The organism is Erwinia persicina, assembly GCF_014838825.1.
Classification (GTDB): Bacteria; Pseudomonadota; Gammaproteobacteria; order Enterobacterales; family Enterobacteriaceae; genus Erwinia; species Erwinia persicina_A.
In genome coordinates this window covers 856,954-879,753 of the sequence record NZ_JACYMO010000001.1, presented here as the reverse complement: position 1 = coordinate 879,753, position 22,800 = coordinate 856,954, and the positions used below count along the sequence as shown (strand labels likewise).

The window sequence follows — 22,800 nt, the reverse complement described above, 5'->3', positions numbered from 1 at the left end:
TTTATCTTGATTGGACAATCTTCAATCTCTGCGCCAGATCTCACTTTGTTGTCTTTCGCTGGCCGATGTTAGAGGTGTGTCAAATTTTTGTTATTTGCTGATTTTAAAACATGCGTTTCGATGCTTTCATGATGAAAGTTTCAATTGACGTTATTATGAAACAAAAAAACTGCTCTGCGGCAACGCAGGTGGGGATGACAGAAAGAGAAACAGCAGAATGGCATTTAACTTACTGTTTTTAAATTTAAAACAAGCACCCGACACTGAGTAAAAAGAGCGATAGTTTTACCCAAAATAGTTACCTCCTACACTTTAATAACGCCGTGGGTGGGGTGAGGTGAATGTAAAAGAAATTTTTCATTCGCAGGATCCGACACCTTCGCATGCTAATGATAAAAAGGGCCTGGACATGAACGTGAAAAAAACAATTTTAGCGTCACTGTTAGTCTGCATGTTACCCGTTACCAGCTTTGCCAAAGACCTGCAGGTAGGCGTCTCTATGGCACTGTTTGATGACAACTTCTTAACGATTGTCCGTAACTCCATTACTAACGAAATGAAAACGGAAAACGTGAAAGGCCAGATTGAAGACGCCAAAGGTGACGTCGCACAGCAGCTGCAACAGGTTCAGAACTTTATCGGGCAGGGCGTTGACGCCATCATTATCAACCCGGTGGATACCAATGCGGTAAAACCGATTGTTGATCTGACCAGCAAAGCCGGCATCCCGCTGGTGTTTGTTAACCGTAAACCGGCAACCGAACTGACCGGCAAAATGGCCTATGTGGGTTCCGACTCCGAACTGGCGGGTCGCCTGCAGATGGAAGCCCTGGCAAAGCGTATGGATTACAAAGGTAACGTTGCCATCCTGCTGGGTGACCTGGCAAACGAAGCTACCCGTGACCGTACTAAAGGCGTTGAAGCGGTAGTGGCGAAGTACCCGGGCCTGAAAGTGGTACAGAAACAGACCGCGAAATTTACCCGTAATGACGCGGTAGACGTGGTGAGCAACTGGATGACCGCCGGCGATGATATCCAGGCCATCGCGTCAAACAACGACGAAATGGCTATCGGTGCCCTGCAGGCGTTGGGGAAAAACGATCAGAAAATCCTGATCGCGGGCGTGGATGGTACACCGGACGCGCTGCAGATGATTAAAAACGGAAAAATGGTCGCGACCGTCTTCCAGGATGCGAAAGGTCAGGGTGCCGGTGCCGTACAGACAGCTGTGAAACTGGCGAAAGGTGAGCAGGTGCAGAAAAACGTCTTTATCCCTTATCAGCTGATTACCAAAGATAACTACACCAACTTCACCAGTAAAAACCTGAAATAACTTTCGCTGAACTCGTAGTACGGAGGGTGTTAAATGACCGCATATGCGCTTGAAGCCGAAGGCATCAGCAAGTTTTTCCCGGGCGTGAAGGCGTTAAGCAACGTCTCATTCCGTATCAAGCCGGGAACGGTGCATGCTCTGATGGGTGAGAATGGCGCAGGTAAATCCACGTTAATGAAGTGCCTCATCGGGATTTATCGTCCCGATGAGGGACAAATTCGCATTAAAGGACAACCTGTGCAGTTTACCGATACGCTGGACGCGCTGCGTTCAGGTATTTCCATGATTCACCAGGAGCTTAATCTGGTACCGCATATGACGGTCGCCGAAAATATCTGGCTGGGTCGCGAGCCAATGAGGCTCGGCTTTGTTGACCACGGTAAGTTAAACCGTTTAACCCGGGACCTGCTGACTAAGCTGAATATTCGTCTGCGTCCTGAGCAAATGGTGGGCGATCTCAGCATCGCCTCCCAGCAGATGGTGGAGATCGCCAAGGCGGTTTCCTGGAACTCCGATATCGTGATTATGGATGAACCGACCTCGGCACTGACGGAAACCGAAGTGGCGCATCTGTTCACCATCATTCGCGACCTGCGGTCGCAGGGTAAAGCCATCATCTATATCAGTCACAAAATGGATGAAATCTTTGCCATTACCGATGAAGTCAGCGTGTTCCGTGACGGCACCTGGGTGGCCAGCAACGATACGGCGAGCTACACCCGCCAGTCGCTGATCACCCAGATGGTGGGACGTGAACTGACCCAGCTGTTCCCGAAAACGGACAGCAATATCGGTGAAGACGTACTGACGGTGCGTAACCTGACGCGTAAGGGTGTGTTCCACGACGTGAGCTTTAATGTTCGTCGCGGGGAGATCCTGGGGGTGGCGGGTCTGGTGGGTGCCGGACGCAGTGAGGTGATGGAAAGTCTGTTTGGCATGACCTCCATCGACAGTGGTGAGATCCTGATTGACGGTGTTCCGACCACGATTGACTCACCGGCCAGCGCCATTGAAAAGGGGCTGGCGTTCCTGACCGAAGACCGTAAAAAGTCAGGCCTGTTCCTGGTGCTGTCGGTCATGGAAAACATGAGTATCGTCAAAATGACGGACTACAGCGCCAATGGCGGGTTCGTTAATCATGGCAACATGGCCAAAGACTGTCTGGAACAGATCAAGCGTCTGAATATCAAGACGCCGACCATGGACCAGATCATCAATAACCTCAGCGGCGGTAACCAGCAGAAGGTACTGATTGCCCGCTGGCTGCTGGCCCAACCGAAAATCCTTATCCTTGATGAACCTACCCGTGGTATCGACGTCGGCGCAAAGGCGGAAATCTACCGTCTGATCAGCGAACTGGCGAGCCGTGGCGTCGCCATCATTATGGTCTCCTCAGAACTGCCGGAAATTATCGGTATGAGTGACCGCGTGATGGTCATGCACGGGGGACGTATTACCGGCATCCTCAATAAAGAAGAAGCCGACCAGGAAACCATATTGTCGTTGGCGTCCGAGTAAGGGCGTAAGGTAAACAAACATGAGTGATGTGAAAATGACAACGCAACAGTCCGCTGAAACCCCGTCGTTCTTCAGCAACCTGAAAGGCAAACTGCCTAAAGATACCGGTATTTTCGTGGTCATGGTCGGCATCGCGCTGATTTTTGAAGCCTTCGGCTGGTATGTCCGCGATCAGTCATTCCTGATGAACCCGAACCGCCTGGTGCTGATCGTGCTGCAGGTCGCTATCATCGGTATTATCGCCGTGGGCGTAACCCAGGTGATCATCACCACGGGCATCGACCTGTCATCCGGGTCAGTGATAGCACTGACGGCGGTGGTGGCGGCCAGCCTGGCGCAAACCTCTGAAAGCCTGTCACCGATGTTTCCTTCGCTGGTCGACATGCCTGCCGTGCTGCCCATCGGGGCGGGGATCGGGGTCGGTATTCTGTGCGGTATCGTTAACGGCGTATTGATTACCAAAACCGGCATTCCTCCCTTTATCGCCACGCTGGGGATGATGGTGTCGGCACGCGGTCTGGCACAGTACTACACCCAGGGTAACCCGATCAGCTTCCTCTCCGACGGCTTCACCGCCATCGGGCAGGGCGCAATGCCGGTGATCATCTTCCTGGTGGTGGCGGTGATCTTCCATATCGCACTGAAACACACCCGCTACGGGAAGTACGTTTACGCCATCGGCGGCAACATGGTGTCGGCGAAAGTCTCCGGTATCAACGTTAATAAATACCTGATCATCGTCTATACCATTGCGGGCGGGCTGTCCGGCCTGGCAGGTGTGGTACTGGCAGCGCGCGTCAGCAGCGGTCAGTCAAGCATGGGTCTGGGCTACGAGCTGGATGCGATTGCCGCAGCGGTCATCGGCGGCTCCAGCCTGATGGGTGGCGTCGGGCGCATTACCGGTACGCTGATTGGTGCGGTGATCCTCGGCCTGATTAAAAGCGGCTTCACCTTTGTTGGTGTTGACGCCTACATTCAGGACATCATCAAAGGGATGATTATTGTCGCAGCGGTCTCGATTGATATGTACCGCAACCGCAGCAAGCGTTAATCCCCCTGTCGGGGCTGACCGAAGTACGGGTCAGCCCCCGACAAAAAAGCCTGCACACCCTCAACGCATATTCTGCACCATCCCTGTGCAATAGCCGGAAAGGGATCTGACCTGTCAGATATTCCACGCCCTTATTATTCCTGCGTCCGTAATCAGATTCTCTTATTTTACGGCCTGTTAGCCTGCATCCCGCCTGCCTTGTCGCCTTTAGGATAAATCTGGCACGTCCCTTGCAAAACCTGTTCTGTCAGAGTGAAAACTTATTATAACGGCCAGCATCGCTGGCACCCGGGGAACCGTGACGGAGGCAACATGAACTTAAGACGACTGAAGTACTTCGTGAAAATCGTCGATATTGGCAGCCTGACGCAGGCGGCAGAAGTGCTGCATATTGCACAGCCGGCTCTCAGCCAGCAGGTGGCAACGCTGGAAAATGAACTTGACCAGCAGCTGCTGATCCGCACCAAACGCGGCGTGACGCCGACCGACGCGGGCAAAATCCTCTATTCCCACGCCCGCACTATCCTGCGCCAGTGCGAGCAGGCCCAGTCGGCGGTCATTAATGCCGGTCAGGCGCTGTCAGGCCAGGTATCTATCGGGCTGGCACCGGGAACGGCGGCCTCGTCGCTGACCATGCCGCTGCTGCAAACCGTGCGTGAGCAGTTTCCCGACGTGCTGGTTTACCTGCATGAGAACAGTGGCGCGCTGTTAAACGAAAAAGTGATGAATGGTCAGCTGGATATGGCCGTGCTGTATGACCGCTCCCCGGCTGCCGGCATCACCAGCATTCCGCTGATGAAAGAAGAACTTTACCTGGTTGGGGCCAGCGCCTGCCCCGGCCAGACCGTCGACCTGACCGACGTCGCCGGGATGAACCTGTTCCTGCCGCGTGACTACAGTGCCGTGCGCAAGCGCGTTGATGAGGCTTTCTCCCTGCGTCGCCTCAGTGCCCGCATTATCGGTGAGATTGAATCCATTGCCACGCTCACCGCCGCGGTATCCAGTGGCATGGGTGCGACGGTGCTGCCAGAGTCAGCCGCGCGTGCGCTGGTCAACGCCACGGATGCGTGGATGGCACGTATTACCAGCCCGACGCTGAACCTGCCGCTGTCGCTGAATATTTCCGCCAGAGGCCCGCTGTCACCTTCCGCCCAGGCGGTAAAAAATATCCTGCTGTCACTGCTCAACACCCCCGTATCGGAAGATCGTGAGCTGATGCTGGTCAGCTGATTTCCCCCTGTGCCGGGCGCGCAACCGCGCGCCTCACTTTCCCACCTTATCGCTAAAAAGCATATAAAACCTCTTTTTATTATTTGTTGCTATCAATGTGCGTCCTTAACATGCAGGAAACCAACAAATAACAGAGGGAGGAGCGCGCGTGAATTTTCAGCAACTTAGAATCATCAAGGAAGCAGCACGCTGCGAGTTTAATCTTACCGAAGTGGCCAATGCGCTGTTTACCTCTCAGTCCGGCGTCAGCCGCCATATTCGCGATCTGGAAGATGAACTCGGGGTCGAGATCTTTATCCGGCGGGGTAAACGCCTGCTGGGCATGACCGAGCCCGGCAAAGCGCTACTGACCATTGCCGAACGCATTCTCGATGAAGCGGGCAAAGTGCGTCGCCTGGCCGACGTGTTTACCAACGAATCCAGCGGCGTGCTGACCATTGCCACTACCCATACGCAGGCGCGTTACAGCCTGCCGAGAGTGATTAAAGCCTTCCGTGCGCTGTATCCCAACGTGCGCCTTGAGCTGAATCAGGGGTCGCCGCAGGAGATTGTTTCCATGCTGGTGGCGGGCGAAGCCGATATCGGTATTGCCAGTGAGCAGGTAGTGAATAACCCGGCGCTGGCCGCTTTCCCGTGGTTCAGCTGGCACCATGCGCTGCTGGTGCCGAAGGGTCACGAGCTGGAACAGCAGCAGCCGCTGACGCTGGCGGCCCTCAGCCGCTATCCGCTGATCACCTACCGTCAGGGGATCACCGGGCGGTCGAAGGTCGATCGTGCCTTCCATGCCGCCAGCCTCCAGCCGGATATTGTGCTCAGTGCGCAGGATTCTGACGTGGTGAAAACCTACGTTGAGCTGGGCCTGGGCGTTGGGGTACTGGCCGATCAGGCCTGCCAGCTGGATGAACACTCCCCGCTGACGCGGCTGGAAGCCCGCCATCTGTTCGACTCCAATACCGTCTGGCTGGGGCTGAAGCGCGGTCAGTTACAGCGCAATTTTGTCTGGCAGTTCCTTGAGCTCTGCAATGCCAACCTGTCGCTGGAAGAGATCAAGCGTCAGGCACTGTCGCTGAACGATGAAGAGCCGGTGATCGACTTCCAGATCTGACATGGCGTCCGGTGCAGCTATATACTGACAGGCGTGTGTCTTCCGCCTTATCCCTTAACGGCATAAGCTCCGGGTACCTTTATCCGGGAGCTTAAGCCATGACCTCATCTCTTCCCCGTTCTTCCTCCGGCCCGCTTTGTGCGCTGGCCTTCAGTATGCTGATCTCCTCAATGGGCAGCAGTATTGCCAATGTCGGCCTGCCGACGCTGGCGGTGGCGTTTAACGCCTCTTTTCCGCAGATACAGTGGGTGGTGCTGGCGTATCTGCTGGCCGTCACCGCCTCAGTGCTGGCGATGGGGTGGCTGGGCGACCGGTTCGGACGACAGCGGCTGCTGGGCTACGGCGTGCTGCTGTTCAGTGTGGCATCGCTCGGCTGCGGTCTGGCCACCCACATCGGCTGGCTGATTGCGGCGCGGGTTGTGCAGGGCCTGGGCGGCGCGATGATGATGGCGAATACCCTGGCGCTGGCGATCCAGGTGTTGCCTGCCGACCGCACCGGGCGCGCCATGGGGCTGCTGGGCACCGTCTCTGCCATCGGCACGGCGCTGGGGCCTGCGCTGGGTGGCCTGCTGATTGCGGGTTTCGGCTGGCAGGCGCTGTTTCTGATTAACCTGCCGCTTGGGCTGCTGGCCTGGGGGCTGATCCAGCATTCTCTGCCGCCTGCCGTTACCAGCGTAACGGCTGCCCCTCGCGGTTCGCTGCGGGCGTTGCTGCGTCACGGGGGTCTGACGCACGGGCTGCTGATGAGCATGGCGGTGACGATGGTGATGATGACCACCTTCATCGTCGGGCCGTTTTATCTGAGTCACGGGCTGCACCTCACCCCGCGCCACACCGGGCTGGTGATGGCGGTGGGCCCGCTGGTTGCGGCACTGAGCGGTCTGCCCGCCGGGCGGCTGGTGGACGGCCTGGGCGCTCGCTTCACAACCTCAGCCGGATTAGCGGCCGTGGCGGCGGGGTGCCTGCTGCTGGCCGCTCTGCCGCCCGCCGCCGCAGCGGCGGGGTATATGGCCGGGCTGGTGCTGCTGACGGCGGGCTATGCGCTGTTTCAGGCAGCGAATAATACCGCTTTGCTGAAAGGGGCCGATCCGGCGCGGCGCGGTCTGGTCTCGGGGCTGATGAATCTGGCACGTAATCTGGGCTTTATTGCCGGTGCCGCACTGATGGCGGCCGTCTATGCCGCCGGGGTGCGCTACGGGCATTATGCGGCGGATCTGGCATCGTCTCATGGCATGCGGGTGACGTTTGGCCTGGCGGCAGGGATGGTGATGATGGCATTTCTCCTTTCGCGCAGGGCCGGGCGCTGACCGCTGGGGCTCTATTTTTGCCCCTGGATGCGGCGCAAACCCGTCCTCATCACCCCGACGGCATAAAATTTCGTATCCTGCCGCAATTCACGCGCCGCCGCGCATCGGCCTGAGCGATAACGCAGCATTGCCTGCGCCTCCTCCGCTACAGTGAAATGAATCGATTAAGGAGACGCTATGCTCGCAAAACGTTTACAGGATGCCACTCTGCTGCGCCAGCAGGCCTATTTTAACGGGCAGTGGCAGGATGCTTTTAACGGTGAAACCCTGCCGGTGATTAACCCCTCCACTGGCGATGTGCTCTGTACCATTCCCTCGCTCGGGGCGGCAGAAACAGAACAGGCGATTGCCTTTGCCGATGCTGCCCGCCAAAGCTGGGCGAAAACACCGAATGCGCAGCGCGCACTGCTGCTTGAAAAGTGGCATCAGCTGATCCAGGACAACGCTGAGGACCTGGCGATTATCATGACCGCCGAGCAGGGCAAACCGCTGGCGGAAGCCCGTGGGGAGGTGCTGTACGGTGCCGGGTTCGTTAAATGGTTTGCGGAAGAAGCCCGCCGCATCTACGGCGATACCATTCCGGCCCCCAGCGACGACCGCCGCATCCTGGTGCTGAAACAACCGGTGGGCGTGGCGGCGGCGATTACCCCGTGGAACTTCCCGATTGCGATGATCACCCGCAAAGTCGCCCCGGCGCTGGCGGCGGGCTGTCCGATCATTGTTAAACCCTCAGAGCTCACGCCGCTGTCGGCGCTGGCGCTGGTGGAGCTGGCCCGGCGGGCGGGCATCCCGGCCGGCGTACTGCAGGTGGTGACCGGGTTGCCGAAGGCCATCGGGGAAACCCTGACCGCCAGCCGCACGGTGCGCAAAATCTCCTTTACCGGCTCAACGCGTATTGGCCAGCTGCTGATGCAGCAGAGCGCCGACAGCATTAAACGTCTGAGCCTTGAACTGGGCGGGAATGCGCCGCTGATTGTCTTTGATGATGCCGACCTGGAGATTGCCATCAGCGGAGTGATGATGAGTAAGTTCCGCAACGCCGGGCAGACCTGCGTCTGCGCCAACCGCATCCTGGTGCAGCGCAACATCTACCCGCGCTTTGCCGAACGCCTGCTGGCGGAAGTGGCAAAGCTGAAGGTTGGCGACGGCTTTACTGAGGGCAGCACCATCGGGCCGCTGATCAACCAGGCGGCGGTGACTAAGGTGAATAGTCATATAGAAGACGCGCTCAGCCACGGCGCGGAGCTGCTGGCGGGCGGTATCAGCAGCGGCAACGGCACCTTTGTTGCGCCAACGGTGCTGGGCGGCGTCACCCGCGCGATGCGTATTGCCCACGAAGAGACATTCGGGCCGGTGGCACCGCTGTTTATCTTCGATACCGAAGAGGAAGCGATTGCGATGGCCAATGACACCCCCTTCGGTCTGGGGGCGTATTTCTTCACTGAAGATATTCGCCGTGCCTGGCGGGTAGGCGAGGCGCTGGAGTTTGGCATGGTTGGCTTTAATACCGGGTCGGTCTCGCTGGAAGTGGCACCGTTTGGCGGGATTAAATTATCCGGCGTCGGGCGTGAAGGTTCGCGCTACGGCATCGAAGAGTATCTGGAATCGAAAGCCTTCCATTTCGGCAGTCTCTGACCTGTCCGTTTTCGTTCCGGCCGCAGGCGCACTGCCTGCATTTATTCACCCGGTCACTGAGTTGAGTTATCTGAGTGTCCGGGGATCCATTCCCTTACCGCCATGCGAATTATTTATAGTAAGAATGACCGTTAATCGTTAAAAAAAGGCCCGCGACCTGAAAAGGTGCGGGCCTTTTTTTATCTGTAATACCGACACTTAACGCAAAGCGCTTACCGTCACCGCGCTTATTTGGTGCAAGTTTAGTACCGGATTCACCGCCGTGGTGCGTTTATTTTGTGATGAAAATCATCTATTTACTCAGTCGGTTTATCTGTCATAAAACACTCGCCATTACGGCAGAAAATTTTTTTGCACCCGCTTTTACGCATTATTATTTTTTTGCACGGGTGGCATACTTTCTGCATTGCTTAATACAAATGAAATAACTCAGACCAAAAAGTTCTGGTCAACATTAAGGGTCCGTACATGCTCAGTTTCGATCCAGATAAAATAGCGATACCGGCAGGACATTTCATTAATGGTCAGCATCTGACCGGAAACGGAGAGGCGATAACCGTTAACCGTCCGTCCGACGGCCAGCGTGCCGCCGACCTGTTTGAAGCCGATGCCGCGCTGGTGGATGAGGCCGTGACCGGTGCCGACCGGGCGGTGCGCGACAGCGGCTGGGCATCGTGCCCGCCGCGCCAGCGCGGGGCGGTACTGCATCGCTGGGCCGACCTGATTGCCGCCGACCCGTTACTGGCACAGCTGGAGTCACTGGGTTCAACCCGACCGATTTACGATGTGGTCAACCACGAAATTCCGTTTACCGCTGAAGCCATCCGCTTTTATGCCGAATGCGCCGACAAATACAGCGGTGACGTGCTGCCGACCCGTGATACCAGCCTGGGGATGCTGGTGCCGGAGCCGTATGGCGTGATCGGGGCCATCACGCCGTGGAATTTCCCGCTGTCGATGGCGTCGTGGAAATGTGGCCCGGCGCTGGCAGCAGGTAATGCTGTGGTGCTGAAACCTTCGGAGCTGACGCCGTTTTCCACCGTGCGTATGGCCGAGCTGGCTGTTCAGGCTGGCCTGCCCGCCGGGGTACTGAATATTATCCAGGGGGGCGGGGCGGTCACCGGCAGTGCGCTGGTGGCACATCCTCTGGTGCGCAAAGTCTCTTTCACCGGGTCCACCGCCACCGGGGCACGCATTATGAGCGATGCCGCCTTCAACGGCATGAAGCCGGTAACGCTGGAACTGGGCGGGAAAAGTCCGCAGCTGGTGTTTGATGACTGCGGTGATATTGATGAAGTTGCCGGGCGGATCCTGCGCGGCTTCACCGCCAACGGGGGCCAGGCCTGCGTCGCCGGCACCCGTCTGATTGTTCAGCGTGGCATTCACGACGCCCTGATGAGCAAACTGATTGAACTGTGCCAGGGCTTCCGTGCTGGCGTGACCTGGGACGAGGCCAGCCGTTATGCGCCGATGATTGACCGCCGGCAGGCGGAAAAAGTGGCCTCGGTGGTCTCCAGCGCCCGTCAGCAGGGGGCAGAAGTGCTGGTCGGCGGCGAGCGCTTTGCGGATACCGGGGAGGGCTACTTCTGGCAGCCGACACTGCTGGCGGTGAGCGGCCATGACAACCCGGCGGTGCAGGAAGAGATCTTCGGCCCGGTGCTTACCGTGCAGATCTTTGACGATGAGGCTGAAGGGCTGGCACTGGCTTCCCACCCGACCTACGGCCTGTGCGCCGGGGTGCATACCAAAAATATTGACCGTGCCCTGCGTGCGATGCGCGGTATTGCGGCCGGGACGGTGTGGATCAACCGTTACGGGCGCTCCGGCGACTTTATTATCCCCACCGGGGGCTTCCACGGCTCCGGCATCGGCAAAGATCTGGGTCGTCAGGCTTTCGAGGCCTGCCAGCGCTACAAAAGCGTGCTGATCGACTTCTGAATCCCGTTTCATCCTTAAACCGAACTCTGTAGAGGTAGCGCAATGGCTGTGTTTAAACCGAAATACATCACCTTCGACTGTTACGGCACGCTGATCAACTTCGACATGGCCGGTGCCGCTGCCGCCATCTTCGCCGACCGCGTCAGTCCGGCGCAGATGCTGGCGTTCACCAATGACTTTTCAAGCTATCGCCTGGACGAAGTGCTGGGGGCATTCAAGCTTTATCCGCAGGTGGTGGCCAGTGCGCTGTACCGCACCTGTAACAAATGGGGCGTGGAGTGTACGGAGGCCGACTGCGCGGCGGTGATGACCGCCTGCGCCACCTGGGGCCCGCACCCTGATGTGCCTGCCGGCCTGGCGGTGGTGGCCAGAGAATTCCCCCTGGTGCTGCTGACTAACTCGACCGATGAGCTGATCAAAAACCACGTCCCGCGCCTGGGCGCACCGATCCACATGACCATTACGGCGGAAGAGGTGGGGGCCTACAAGCCGCAGATGAAGGGCTTTGAGTACATGCTCAACAAGCTGAACTGCGGCCCGGAGGAGATCCTGCACGTCTCCAGCAGCCTGCGCTACGACCTGATGACCGCCTATGACCTGGGCATCAAAAACAAGGTCTACGTTAACCGCGGTCACGGTCCGGGCAACCCGGCCTATGAGTATACCGAGATCAGCGGTATCGGTGGTCTTCCGGGCGTTGTCGGGCTGTAAGCCGCAGAGGAGCAGGGCATGAAACTGGAATCATTCTGGCAGGCAACGGCCCCGGTATTCACCGGGGCAACCCCCGGCGACCTGCCAGCCACCGCAGATGTGGTGGTGATTGGCGGCGGCTTTACCGGCATCTCTGCCGCACTCAGTCTTGCCCGCAGCGGCGTCAACGTGGTGGTGCTGGAAGCGGGTGAGGTCATGAGCCAGGCCTCCGGGCGCAACGGCGGTCACTGTAATACCGGGGTGGCACAGAACTTCGCCGCGATGGTGGAGTCCCAGGGCGTCGAACAGGCTACCCGCTACTACCGGGCCTTTGCCGATGCGGTGGACTACGTGCAGGGCGTGGTCGCCAGCGAGCAGATCGACTGTGATTTCCGCCGCTGCGGCAAGCTGAAGCTGGCCAGCAAGGCGTCACATCTGCCGTCGCTGGTAGCGGCGTGCGAGATGATGAAACGCCACGTTGACCCGGATGTGGAAATCCTCAGCGCGGATGAAGTGAAACGTGAGATTGACTCGCCGCAGTTCCACGGTGCGCTGTTACAGCATCACGGCGGTCAGATGCACATGGGTAAGTTTGGCGTCGGCCTGGCGGAAGCCGCTGCCCGTGCCGGTGCGGCCATCTATCCGCACCGGGCAGTCACCGGCCTGACGCGGCTTAACGGCTACCGCCACCGGGTCAGCACCGCGAAGGGCGATATTGTGGCCGAAAAAGTGCTGATGGCCACCGGCTGCTCGAATACCGGCCCGTTTGAGTGGTTCCAGCGGCGCATTATCCCGGTGGGCAGCTTTGTGGTGGTCACTGAACCGCTGGAAGCCGGTCTGCTCAACCGTTTACTGCCGGGTGACCGCACCTATGTCACCTCGCTGAACCTGGGCAACTATCTGCGCACCACTGCCGACCGTCGTCTGGTGTTTGGCGGCCGCGCACGCTTTGCCATCAGCAACCCGACGTCGGATGCGAAAAGTGGCGAAGTACTGAAAGCGGGGATGCAGGCCATGTTCCCGGCGCTGGGTAACGTTGCCATCGATTACTGCTGGGGGGGACTGGTGGATATGACCGCTGACCGACTGCCCCATGCCGGTGAACAGGACGGGGTGTTTTACTCGCTGGGCTACAGCGGGCACGGCACCCAGATGTCCGTGTGGATGGGCCGGGTGATGGCCGATCTGATAGCAGAAAAAAGTAACGACAACCCGTGGCAGCGCAACAGCTGGCCAGCGGTTCCCGGCTACTTCGGTAAGCCCTGGTTCCTGCCGGTAGCGGGGCTTTACTACAAAGCCAAAGATAAATTTTCCTGATCTCCGCCATTCTTTGGGCCACCGACACGCTGGCTTTCACCACGGGCTGACAATGGCTCGCGGGGATCCGCTACGTTGCCGTTCTGCGGCGGCTCCAATGATTCAGGGGGTCGCTGATTTCAACATCGAGGGTATGCAAATGAGTAAATTTCGCAAAGAATTTAGCCGCGTTAACCCGAATTTGACCCAGGCGATAACGGATGTTGCCATTTCCCGACGCGGCATGATGAAGCTGCTGTCCGCCGGTGCGGTGATGAGTACCGGCCTGATTGGTTTCCCGGAGTTCAGCTTCGCTGCGGAAACGCCGGTCAAGGGGGGCAAACTGCGTGCAGCGGTCGCCAACGCTTCGGCCAGTGATACCCTCGACCCGGCGAAAGGCAGCAACAGCGGCGACTACTGCCGTCAGTTTATGTTCTACAGCGGCCTGATGGAGCTGGATAAAGACCTGAAGGCACAGCCCGCGCTGGCAGAGTCAATGACCAGCACCGACGGTCTGGTCTGGCAGGTGAAGCTGCGCCCTGGCGTGACCTTCCACGACGGTAAAGCGCTGACTGCCGCCGACGTGGTCTACTCCCTCAGCCGCCACAAAGACCCGGCGGTCGCCTCAACGGTCATCACCCTCGCCAGCCAGATGAAAGAGATCAAGGCGGTGAGCCCGGGGGAAGTGCAGATCACGTTAGATCAGCCTAACGTCGACCTGCCGTCGATTCTGGCCACCAGCTCTTTCCTGATCGTGCAGGACGGCACCAAAGACTTCAGTAAAGCGATTGGCACCGGGCCGTTTGTGCTGACCTCATTCCAGCCGGGCGTACGCACCGTCGGCAGCAAAAACAAAAACTACTACAAACCGGGCCTGCCTCACCTTGATGAAGTGGAGCTGATGGGGGTGACGGATCCTGCGGCACGCGTCAACGCCCTGATGTCCGGCGACCTGCATATGGTGTCCACGCTCTCCGCCAATGACGTTAAACGCCTGCGGCAGAACGGCAAATTTACCATCATGGAGAGCAAATCAGGCATGTACAGCGACCTGATTATCCGTACTGACCGTGCGCCGGGTAACCACCCGGACTTCGTGCTGGCGATGAAATATCTGCAGCCGCGCGAGATGATCGTCAAGACCGTGCTGCAGGGCTTTGGGGATATCGGTAACGACACGCCGGTGCCGCCGTGGCATCCGATGTTTAACAAGGATCTGCCGCAGCGTCCGCTGGATCTCGATAAGGCGAAGTTCCACCTGAAGAAGGCCAATATGGTCGGCGCGAAAATAGAAGTGATCACCACGCCGAACATCGAAGGGGCCGTTGAGGGCGGCCAGCTGCTACAGCAGATTGCCCGCTCTGCCGGTCTTAACGTGGCGGTACGTCGCGTGCCGTATGACGGTTACTGGTCGGCCCACTGGATGAAAGATCCCATTGGTTACGGTTCGGTTAACCCGCGTCCGACGCTGGATATGCTGTTCTCCCAGTTCTATTACTCCACCGCATCCTGGAACGAATCGGGCTGGAAAAATGCCCAGTTCGACCAGCTGGTTACCGCCGCCCGGGGTGAAAGCGACCAGGCAAAACGCAAGCAGATGTATGGCGACATGCAGAAGCTGGTGTACGACAACTGCGGCACGCTGATCCCGGCCTTTATCAGTACGATGGATGGCTGCAGTAACAAAGTGAAAGGGGTAGAAGCGATGCCGTCAGGCATGATGATGGGCTATCGCTTCCACGAGTACGCCTGGCTGACGTCGTAAATTTTTAAACTTTCACCAGGAGAATGGCGATGAACAGGTATCTTTTGACACTGATATTCCGGCGCATCGGGTCGGGCATACTGACGCTGCTGATTGTCTCGGCGCTGGTGTTCTTTATCACCAGCATGCTGCCGGGGGACGCCGCACAGATGATCCTCGGCCAGTCCGCGACGCCGGAAACGGTCGCGGCACTGCGCCAGCAGCTCGGCCTCGATCAGCCGCTGGTGATGCGTTACTTCAGCTGGCTGGCCGGGATGTTTCAGGGCGACTTTGGCACCTCGTTCGCCAGCAATCTTCCGGTGACGCAACTGGTGGCACAGCGTATACCGGCCACCTTCCAGCTCGCCGTCACTACCACCCTGGTGTCGGTGCCGCTGGCGCTGTTTATCGGCATTACCGCGGCCATGAAGCGCGGATCTCTGCTCGATCGTGCGCTGGTGGTCAGCACGATGGCCGTGGTGGCGGTACCGGAGTTTCTGGTTGCCACCGTAGCGGTGATTATCTTCGCGGTCAAACTGCAGTGGGTGCCGGCGATGTCGCTGGGCTCCACCCATCAGGACTTCCTCGGCTTTCTGCGGACCTTTGCCCTGCCGGTGATGACGCTGTGCTGCGTGGTGGTGGCACAGATGGCAAGGATGACCCGGGCAGCCATCGTCAATCAGATGGACAGCCCGTATCTGGAAATGACACTGCTGAAAGGCGTCTCGCCGCTGCGTGCCATGCTGCGCCACGCGTTGCCGAATGCTGTGGGCCCGATTGCCAATGCCATCTCACTCAGCCTCTCGTACCTGTTTGGCGGCGTGATCATTATCGAAAGTATCTTCAGTTACCCGGGGCTGGCCAGCCAGATGGTGGATGCGGTCAGCAACCGCGACCTGCCGGTGGTACAGCTGTGCGTCATGTTCTTCGCCGTCTGCTATCTGGTGCTGTTGCTGGCCGCTGACATTCTGACTATCGCATTCAATCCTAAGTGGAGGGGCTGATGAATCTGCTGACGCTGCCGTGGCGCTTCTTTCAATCGCTCACCATCAGTGGCCGTATCGGTCTGCTGATCACCCTGTTCTGGATCTTTATGGCGGTGTTTGGCACTGCCCTCGCGCCGCACAACCTGGAGGATATCGGCGGCGGTCCGCTGTTTGGTGACTTCAGCCGCGAATTCTGGTTCGGCACCGACTATCTCGGGCGCGATATTTTCAGCCGTATCCTGTTCGGCGCACGCTACTCTATCGGCCTGGCGCTCACTGCAGCCGTGCTGGCCAGCCTGGTCGGTACGCTGCTGGCGCTGCTGGCGGCCGTCGCCGGGCGCTGGCTGGAAGAGGTGCTGGGGCGCATCAACGACGCCATGCTGGTGCTGCCGGGCAAAATCCTTGCGCTGATGATCGTCGCGGTGTTTGGCTCGTCGCTGCCGATGCTGATTATTACCGCCGTGTTTACCTACTGGCCGGGGGCGTACCGTATTGCCTACGCCATGGCCTCCAGCCTGCGTTCGATGGATTATGTCCAGGCCTCCCGCCTGCGCGGAGAGAGCCGTCTGTACGTGGCAATCCACGATATTCTGCCGAATATGCTGCACCCGATGCTGACCGACTTCGGCCTGCGCTTTGTCTATATCGTGCTGCTGCTCAGTGGTCTGAGCTTCCTCGGGCTGGGCGTGCAGCCGCCTTATGCCGACTGGGGCACCCTGGTGCGCGAAAACTTACAGGGATTATTTGATGGCTCCCCGGCGGTGCTGATGCCGGCAGTGGCGATTGCCAGCCTGACCATCGGGGCCAACCTGTTTATTGACAGCCTGCAGTCGATGCGTTCCTTAACCGTCGTTGCTAAGGGGGTTGCATGAATATTACGCCACATGCGTCTACGCCGGTGGTCTCCGTTGATGGCCTGCGGGTCACTGCGCAGGCCGATGACGGGCGCGAAATTGCGCTGGTCTCCGACATTCACTTCACCGTGCAGAAGGGGGAAGTGCTGGCCCTGATTGGCGAGTCCGGTTCCGGCAAAACCACCATTGCCCTGGCGCTGATGGGCTATGCCCGCCACGGCTGTCAGATTGCCGGGGGCACCGTCCACCTTGCCGGAACGGACGTCACCTCGCTCACGCCGTCACAGCTGTGTCAGTTCCGCGGCAATAAAGTGGCCTATATCGCCCAGAGTGCTGCGGCCTCTTTCAACCCGGCGATGAAGATCATGGACCAGGTGGTGGAGCCGGTGGTGATCCACGGCGTGATGAACCGCGCCGATGCGGAAACCAAGGCCATTGAGCTGTTCCGTGAGCTGGCGCTGCCCAACCCGGAAACCATCGGTGACCGCTATCCGCACCAGGTGTCCGGCGGCCAGCTCCAGCGTCTGATGACCGCCATGGCGCTGATCAGCGACCCGGAGGTGGTGATCCTCGATGAACCGACCACTGCCCTGGATGTCACCACCCAGGTCGAAGTGCTGAAAGCCTTTCGCCGCGTGGTACGCCAGCGCGGCACCACCGCCATCTACGTCAGCCATGATCTGGCGGTGGTGGCGCAGATGGCGGATAAAATTCTCGTGCTGCTGAAAGGGGCCATTGCCGAATACGGCACCACCGAACAGCTGCTGCGCGCACCGAAAGCGGAGTACAGCCATCTGCTGCTGGAAGCGGCCAGGCAGAAACCGCGACCGAGTCCGTGGCAGGCTCAGGATGACAGCGTGCAGCCGCTGCTGCAGGTGCGCGACCTGTCCGCCGGTTACGGCCCGCTGGACAGTGACGGCCAGCCGAAAATTAAAATCCTGCAGGAGATTAACTTCAGCCTGTATCGCGGCCAGGCCATTGGCATTATCGGGGAGTCCGGCTCGGGCAAAACCACGCTGGCCCACGCCATCGCCGGGATGAACAAGCCGTGCAGCGGCCATATTCTGTTTAACGGTCACTACATTGCCGGGGATATGCGCCAACGCCCGGAAAACGAACTGCGCCGCATCCAGTATGTGTTCCAGATGGCGGATACCGCCCTGAACCCGGCGCACAGTATTGAAACCATTCTAAAGCGCCCGCTCAAGCTGTTCCACGGCCTGCGCGGTCAGGCGCTGGAGCGGCGCATGTTGCAACTGCTCGATCTGGTGCGCCTGCCGCGCAGCGTGCTGTGGCGTAAGCCCTGGTCGCTGTCCGGGGGGCAGAAGCAGCGCGTCAACCTGGCCCGTGCGCTGGCGGCCGAGCCGGACCTGATCCTGTGTGATGAGGTGACTTCGGCGCTGGATACCGTGGTGGCGGCGGCCGTGCTGGATCTGATCACCGAGCTGCGCCGCGAGCTGGGCCTGTCGGTGCTGTTTATCAGCCATGACCTGCATGCGGTGCGTTCGGTGTGTGACGAGATTATTGTGGTGAAAAATGGCCGGATGGTCACCCAGGTCGCGCGCGCCGACTACGACAAGCCCTCCACCGAGTTGTACTATGAGCGGCTGAAACGCGCCGTGCCGGAGCTGCGTCAGGGCTGGCTGGACGAACACGAAGAGAGCGACATCGCCTTGTAAGACGGGGCGACCGGCAATGCCGCAGTCGCTGATTGATGAAGGGGGGGATCTTTTTTCCGGTCCGCCCGTCACACTATTTTCAGGTAAGGAACAACATGCCCGCACCCATTCGATACGTACAGGACAGCCCGCATTTTCCGCCTGCGGCCGATGTGGTGGTGATTGGTGCCGGCATTGCCGGGGCCGCTGCTGCCTATGAACTGGCGAAAAAAGGCGTCAGCGTGGTGCTGATTGAAAAGGGCCTGGTCAGCGGCGAACAGTCAAGCCGCAACTGGGGCTGGTGCCGCCAGCAGAATCGCGACGAGCGCGAGCTGCCGTTAATCAAATATGCGCTGCAACGCTGGGGTGAGCTGGGGGCGGAAACCGGGGAAGAACTGGGCTTCCGCCGCAGTGGGCTGGTGTACGCCACCCAGAACCAGGACGACATCAACGCCTGGGAAGCCTGGAATAAGATGGCCAGAGGCTATGACTTCCACAGTGAGATCCTCACGGCGGAGCGCGCCAGGGCGATGACGCCGGGCAGCACCAGCGCATGGCTGGGAGGCGTGTCCTCGCCCACTGACGGACACGCCGAGCCGTCTCTGGCGGCACCGGGCCTGGCGATTGCCGCCCAGCGGCTGGGCGCGATGGTGTTTCAGCAGTGTGCGGTGCGCGGGCTGGATATTTCCGCCGGCCGCGTCAGCGGCGTGCTCACCGAACGGGGGCTAATCAAAACCAGCAGCGTGATCTGCGCAGGCGGCACCTGGACCTCGATGTTCTGCCGCCGTCACGGTATCGATCTGCCTCTCGGCAACGTCATTGGCACGGCGTTCCGCACCGCGCCCATCGAACAAAAAATTGCCCTGCCGCTGTATACGCCGGGCTTCGCCTGCCGCCCGCAGCTGGACGGCAGTTACACCGTGTCTGTCTCCGGGCGCGGACGCCTGGAGCCCGGCCTGCAGGGTCTGCGCTATGCCCGTCAGTTCTGGCCAACCTTTAAGGCGCGGCGCAAAAACCTGAAGATCAACCTCGGCATTAGCCCGTTTATCACCGGGCCGGAAGCGTACGCCCACTGGCGTATGGACGGCATCTCACCGTTTGAAAAAGTGCGCATTCTCGACCCGTCCCCGGATATGGCGATGGTGCAGGAGGGGCTGAGCGCCATGCGTAAAGAGTTCCCGTCGATGGAGAAGGTGCGCCTGGAGCAGGCCTGGGGCGGGATGATCGACAGCACCGCCGATGCCGTGCCGGTGATCTCCCCGGTTGCTAAACTGCCTGGCCTGGTGCTGTCCGCCGGTTACAGCGCCCACGGTTTTGGCATTGGCCCCGGAGCCGGGCGGCTGGCCGCTGACCTTGCCACGAAAGATACCCCGATTGTTGATCCGACGCCGTTCCGCTACGAACGGCTGATCGACGGTTCCGGCCTTGATGCGCCGGGAATGATGTAAGGAGCCGAAATGACGATTGAATTTGTTGCGATGAACGAAACTCATCTGGACGCCGCCTTTGCCCTGACGCAGCAGGTGAAATGGCCGCACCGCCGTGCCGACTGGCAGCAGGCGCTGCGGCTGGGCGAAGGCCTGGTGGCCGTGGAGAAGGGCGAGGTGATTGGTACCGCACTGCGCTGGCGCTGGGGGCGTGATTACGCCACCCTCGGGCTGGTGATTGTCAGCGGGGACCAGCAGGGGCGCGGCATTGGCAGAGATCTGATGCAGCAGACGCTGGCGAAGCTGGAGGGGAGCCACGTGCGGCTGCACGCGACGGAGGCCGGTAAACCGCTGTATGAAAAGCTGGGCTTTGTCGCCACCGGCCACGTTGAACAGCATCAGTGCCGGGAGCTGGCGGCGGTCTCCGCCATTGCCTGTGGGCCACAGCAACAGCTGCGCAGCGCCAGCGTGCAGGATGCCGCGCTGCTGACCGCGCTGGATCGTCAGGCGCTGGGGCAGCACCGCCCGCTGCTGATTGCCAACCTGCTCGACAGCGCAGAGCGTTTTCTGGTGCTGGAAGAGAACGGAACGGCCGCCGGGTTTGCCTGCCTGCGCCGCTTCGGTCACGGCTATGCGATTGGCCCGGTCATCGCACGCAGCCCGGGGAATGCGAAGCTGCTGGTCAGCCAGCTGTTAAGCGGGGTCAGCGGTCAGTTTGTGCGCATCGACACCGATCGCTCGGCGGGGATAGGGCCGTGGCTCACCGGGCTGGGTCTGGTGGAAGTGGATACCCCGGTCACCATGTACAAAGGGGTGCCGTGGCAGCCTGAAACCGGCGGAATGCAGGCATTCGCCCTGATGAGCCAGGCGCTGGCTTGATGAACATTGTCTATAAGTCTGAGCCCGAACGTGGGAAAAAATGGGCCGCGCTGGTGGCGGAACGGGCACCCGCTACCCGCTTTCATCTGTGGCCGGACACCGGCAATCCGGAAGAGGTCGGGTACCTGGTGGCGTGGATACCGCCAGATGACATTATGCAGCAGTTTCCCAACCTGAAAGTGCTGTTTTCGGTGGGAGCAGGGGCCGATCAGTTTGACTATGCCAGCCTGCCACCGACGCTGCCGGTGGTGCGGATGATCGAACCGGGCCTGACCCGCGGGATGGTGGAATATGTCACCTTTGCCGTGCTGGGCCTGCACCGTGATATGCCGCGCTATCTGCAACAGCAGCGGGAGGGCCTCTGGCAGGCGCACAGCGTACACACCGCTGCCAGCCGCCGCATAGGCGTGATGGGGCTGGGCACGCTGGGCGAAGCGGTGCTGCAGCCGCTGGTGGCCCTGGGCTTTGACTGCGCGGGCTGGAGCCGGTCGCCGCGCGACCTGCCGGGCGTACAGTGCTATGCGGGCAGTGACCGCCTGGGCGAGTTCCTTGCGCGCACCGACATTCTGATCTGCCTGCTGCCGCTCACCGCCAGCACCGAAGGGATGCTCAATGCGGATCTGTTCAGCCAGTTACCCCGTGGCGCGGCGCTGGTACAGGTCGGGCGCGGCGCGCAGCTCGACCATGACGATTTAATCCGCGCCCTCGACAGCCAGCAGCTGCGGGCAGCGGTGGTGGATGTCACGGCACCGGAACCGCTGCCGCCCGGTCATGCCTTCTGGCAGCATCCGGCCGTCTGGCTGACACCTCATATCGCCAGCCAGACGCAGCCCGAGAGTGCGGTGGAGGCGCTGCTGGACAATATTCGTCGCTTTGAGCGTGGTGAACCGATGATCGGCGTGGTCGATCGTGAAAAAGGATACTGATATGGATCTTGCCGCATTAGTGGCGCTCCGGCGCGATATTCATCAGCACCCCGAACTGGGTTATCAGGAGCACCGCACCAGCGCGCTGGTGGTTGAGTTCCTCACCCGCCTGGGGCTGGAGGTTCATCAGGGCATTGGTAAAACCGGCGTGGTCGGCGTCCTGAAGCGCGGCAGCAGCACACGTACGGTTGGCCTGCGCGCCGATATGGATGCGTTGCCGATGGCCGATAACGGCAGTCAGCCATGGAAGAGCCGTCAGCCCGATGTCTGCCACGCCTGCGGGCATGACGGCCACACCGTTATGCTGCTGGGGGCCGCTCAGGCGCTGGCGGCGGAGAGCAGTTTTGACGGTACGGTCTGTTTTATCTTCCAGCCGGCGGAGGAGGGGCTGGCCGGGGCGCAGGCGATGATCGACGACGGCCTGTTTACCCGCTTTCCCTGTGACGCGGTCTATGCCATTCATAACTGGCCGCAGCTGCCGCTGGGCACGGTACAGACCCGGCCAGGGCCGATTATGGCCGCTGGCGATGCCTTCAGTATCACCGTGGAGGGCGGCGGCGGCCATGCTGCCCAGCCGCAGCTGACCGGCGATACGCTGCTGGCCACCAGTGAACTGGTGGTGGCGCTGCATACGATTGTCAGCCGCGATCTGGACCCGTGCGATCCCGCCGTGCTGACGGTGACGCGCATTAACGGCGGCTTCTCCCATAATATGATCCCGGCGCAGGCGACCCTGAGCGGGACGGTACGCACATTTGATGCTGGCGTGCAGGATCGGATTGAACAGCGCATGCGCGAACTGGCGCAGCATGTCACGGCGGCACACGGGCTGACGGCGCGGGTGACCTACGATCGCTACTATCCGGCGACCATCAACGGTCAGCATGAAGCCCGGGTGGCGCTGAACGCCGCGCGCCGCGCCGGGCTGGAGCACGGCCCCGCACCTAAACCGGCAATGACCTCGGAAGACTTCTCCTTTATGTTGCAGGCCACACCCGGGGCCTATGTCTGGCTGGGGTCGGCGGAAAGTCGCCCGCTGCATCACTCTGAATATGACTTTAACGATGCGCTGATCCCGTACGGCATCCGCTGGTTCTGCGCGGTGGTGCAGGAATCCCTGCCGGTAAAAATTTAATTCAACGTTTGGGACAAATTACGAAAGTTAATGCTGCTGCCGCCCGTCGAACGGCAGCTTTCCCTGACGGCTTATTGCGATACTTGAC

Annotated in this window: 18 protein-coding genes; all 18 read left to right on the top strand. The window is 59.9% G+C overall.

Translation table 11 applies throughout. From position 1 onward, the window contains the following. The first annotated feature begins 409 nt into the window (after positions 1–409). The 18 genes from IFU29_RS04080 to IFU29_RS03995 all read left to right on the top strand — a co-directional run bounded on the left by IFU29_RS04080 (position 410) and on the right by IFU29_RS03995 (position 22,712). Positions 410–1,333 carry a sugar ABC transporter substrate-binding protein gene (locus IFU29_RS04080; RefSeq protein WP_118665712.1) on the top strand — a complete coding sequence of 308 codons (924 nt, stop codon included), beginning with the start codon at positions 410–412 and terminating at the stop codon, positions 1,331–1,333. Between the two features lie 33 nt (positions 1,334–1,366). Continuing rightward, complete coding sequence (locus IFU29_RS04075) at positions 1,367–2,851, top strand: sugar ABC transporter ATP-binding protein (RefSeq protein ID WP_137269317.1); 1,485 nt, start codon at positions 1,367–1,369, stop codon at positions 2,849–2,851. Between the two features lie 19 nt (positions 2,852–2,870). After that, positions 2,871–3,902, top strand: coding sequence for an ABC transporter permease (locus tag IFU29_RS04070; RefSeq protein WP_062742693.1), 1,032 nt, complete (start codon positions 2,871–2,873; stop codon positions 3,900–3,902). A 312-nt stretch (positions 3,903–4,214) separates the two neighbouring features. Next, positions 4,215–5,132: a nitrogen assimilation transcriptional regulator NAC gene (gene nac / locus IFU29_RS04065; protein ID WP_191932774.1), complete on the top strand. Its 918-nt coding sequence runs from the start codon at positions 4,215–4,217 to the stop codon at positions 5,130–5,132. Between the two features lie 148 nt (positions 5,133–5,280). Next, positions 5,281–6,237 (top strand): HTH-type transcriptional regulator Cbl, encoded by a 957-nt coding sequence (gene cbl / locus IFU29_RS04060; protein ID WP_191932773.1) that lies wholly within the window; start codon positions 5,281–5,283, stop codon positions 6,235–6,237. 98 nt (positions 6,238–6,335) lie between these two features. Continuing rightward, entirely contained in the window at positions 6,336–7,544 is a 1,209-nt protein-coding gene (locus IFU29_RS04055; RefSeq protein WP_191932772.1) for an MFS transporter, read from the top strand. A 177-nt stretch (positions 7,545–7,721) separates the two neighbouring features. Next, the gene (locus IFU29_RS04050) at positions 7,722–9,179 is read left to right on the top strand and encodes an NAD-dependent succinate-semialdehyde dehydrogenase (RefSeq protein ID WP_191932771.1); all 1,458 of its coding nucleotides are present in this window, start codon (positions 7,722–7,724) and stop codon (positions 9,177–9,179) included. 468 nt (positions 9,180–9,647) lie between these two features. Beyond that, a complete protein-coding gene (locus IFU29_RS04045) occupies positions 9,648–11,117 on the top strand; it encodes an aldehyde dehydrogenase family protein (protein ID WP_191932770.1) in 1,470 nt (489 codons plus the stop codon). A 42-nt stretch (positions 11,118–11,159) separates the two neighbouring features. Beyond that, entirely contained in the window at positions 11,160–11,828 is a 669-nt protein-coding gene (locus IFU29_RS04040; RefSeq protein WP_062742688.1) for a haloacid dehalogenase type II, read from the top strand. 18 nt (positions 11,829–11,846) lie between these two features. Further along, positions 11,847–13,124 (top strand): NAD(P)/FAD-dependent oxidoreductase, encoded by a 1,278-nt coding sequence (locus IFU29_RS04035; protein WP_191932769.1) that lies wholly within the window; start codon positions 11,847–11,849, stop codon positions 13,122–13,124. A gap of 139 nt (positions 13,125–13,263) precedes the next feature. Then, a complete protein-coding gene (locus tag IFU29_RS04030; RefSeq protein WP_191932768.1) occupies positions 13,264–14,868 on the top strand; it encodes an ABC transporter substrate-binding protein in 1,605 nt (534 codons plus the stop codon). Between the two features lie 29 nt (positions 14,869–14,897). Next, entirely contained in the window at positions 14,898–15,851 is a 954-nt protein-coding gene (locus tag IFU29_RS04025; protein ID WP_062742686.1) for an ABC transporter permease, read from the top strand. Further along, the gene (locus IFU29_RS04020) at positions 15,851–16,705 is read left to right on the top strand and encodes an ABC transporter permease (protein ID WP_137269314.1); all 855 of its coding nucleotides are present in this window, start codon (positions 15,851–15,853) and stop codon (positions 16,703–16,705) included. Before IFU29_RS04025 ends, IFU29_RS04020 begins: the two co-directional genes overlap by 1 nt. Then, on the top strand, positions 16,702–18,366 hold the full coding sequence (locus IFU29_RS04015) for an ABC transporter ATP-binding protein (RefSeq protein ID WP_191932767.1): 1,665 nt from the start codon (positions 16,702–16,704) through the stop codon (positions 18,364–18,366). The genes IFU29_RS04020 and IFU29_RS04015 overlap by 4 nt, the downstream gene beginning before the upstream one ends. Before the next feature lie 95 nt (positions 18,367–18,461). Further along, positions 18,462–19,793, top strand: a complete 1,332-nt coding sequence (locus tag IFU29_RS04010) for an NAD(P)/FAD-dependent oxidoreductase (RefSeq protein WP_191932766.1) — start codon at positions 18,462–18,464, stop codon at positions 19,791–19,793. Positions 19,794–19,802: 9 nt separating this feature from the next. Next, positions 19,803–20,651: a GNAT family N-acetyltransferase gene (locus IFU29_RS04005; protein WP_191932765.1), complete on the top strand. Its 849-nt coding sequence runs from the start codon at positions 19,803–19,805 to the stop codon at positions 20,649–20,651. After that, entirely contained in the window at positions 20,651–21,577 is a 927-nt protein-coding gene (locus IFU29_RS04000; RefSeq protein WP_118663833.1) for a 2-hydroxyacid dehydrogenase, read from the top strand. The genes IFU29_RS04005 and IFU29_RS04000 overlap by 1 nt, the downstream gene beginning before the upstream one ends. Before the next feature lies 1 nt (position 21,578). After that, on the top strand, positions 21,579–22,712 hold the full coding sequence (locus tag IFU29_RS03995) for a M20 aminoacylase family protein (protein ID WP_191932764.1): 1,134 nt from the start codon (positions 21,579–21,581) through the stop codon (positions 22,710–22,712). The last annotated feature ends 88 nt before the right edge of the window (positions 22,713–22,800 follow it).

Coding starts and splice junctions, on each gene's coding strand:
- IFU29_RS04080 (WP_118665712.1), top strand. CDS start 410: ATGAACGTGAAAAAAACAATTTTAGCGTCACTGTTAGTCTGCATGTTA.
- IFU29_RS04075 (WP_137269317.1), top strand. CDS start 1,367: ATGACCGCATATGCGCTTGAAGCCGAAGGCATCAGCAAGTTTTTCCCG.
- IFU29_RS04070 (WP_062742693.1), top strand. CDS start 2,871: ATGAGTGATGTGAAAATGACAACGCAACAGTCCGCTGAAACCCCGTCG.
- nac (WP_191932774.1), top strand. CDS start 4,215: ATGAACTTAAGACGACTGAAGTACTTCGTGAAAATCGTCGATATTGGC.
- IFU29_RS04055 (WP_191932772.1), top strand. CDS start 6,336: ATGACCTCATCTCTTCCCCGTTCTTCCTCCGGCCCGCTTTGTGCGCTG.
- IFU29_RS04050 (WP_191932771.1), top strand. CDS start 7,722: ATGCTCGCAAAACGTTTACAGGATGCCACTCTGCTGCGCCAGCAGGCC.
- IFU29_RS04045 (WP_191932770.1), top strand. CDS start 9,648: ATGCTCAGTTTCGATCCAGATAAAATAGCGATACCGGCAGGACATTTC.
- IFU29_RS04040 (WP_062742688.1), top strand. CDS start 11,160: ATGGCTGTGTTTAAACCGAAATACATCACCTTCGACTGTTACGGCACG.
- IFU29_RS04035 (WP_191932769.1), top strand. CDS start 11,847: ATGAAACTGGAATCATTCTGGCAGGCAACGGCCCCGGTATTCACCGGG.
- IFU29_RS04030 (WP_191932768.1), top strand. CDS start 13,264: ATGAGTAAATTTCGCAAAGAATTTAGCCGCGTTAACCCGAATTTGACC.
- IFU29_RS04025 (WP_062742686.1), top strand. CDS start 14,898: ATGAACAGGTATCTTTTGACACTGATATTCCGGCGCATCGGGTCGGGC.
- IFU29_RS04020 (WP_137269314.1), top strand. CDS start 15,851: ATGAATCTGCTGACGCTGCCGTGGCGCTTCTTTCAATCGCTCACCATC.
- IFU29_RS04015 (WP_191932767.1), top strand. CDS start 16,702: ATGAATATTACGCCACATGCGTCTACGCCGGTGGTCTCCGTTGATGGC.
- IFU29_RS04010 (WP_191932766.1), top strand. CDS start 18,462: ATGCCCGCACCCATTCGATACGTACAGGACAGCCCGCATTTTCCGCCT.
- IFU29_RS04005 (WP_191932765.1), top strand. CDS start 19,803: ATGACGATTGAATTTGTTGCGATGAACGAAACTCATCTGGACGCCGCC.
- IFU29_RS04000 (WP_118663833.1), top strand. CDS start 20,651: ATGAACATTGTCTATAAGTCTGAGCCCGAACGTGGGAAAAAATGGGCC.
- IFU29_RS03995 (WP_191932764.1), top strand. CDS start 21,579: ATGGATCTTGCCGCATTAGTGGCGCTCCGGCGCGATATTCATCAGCAC.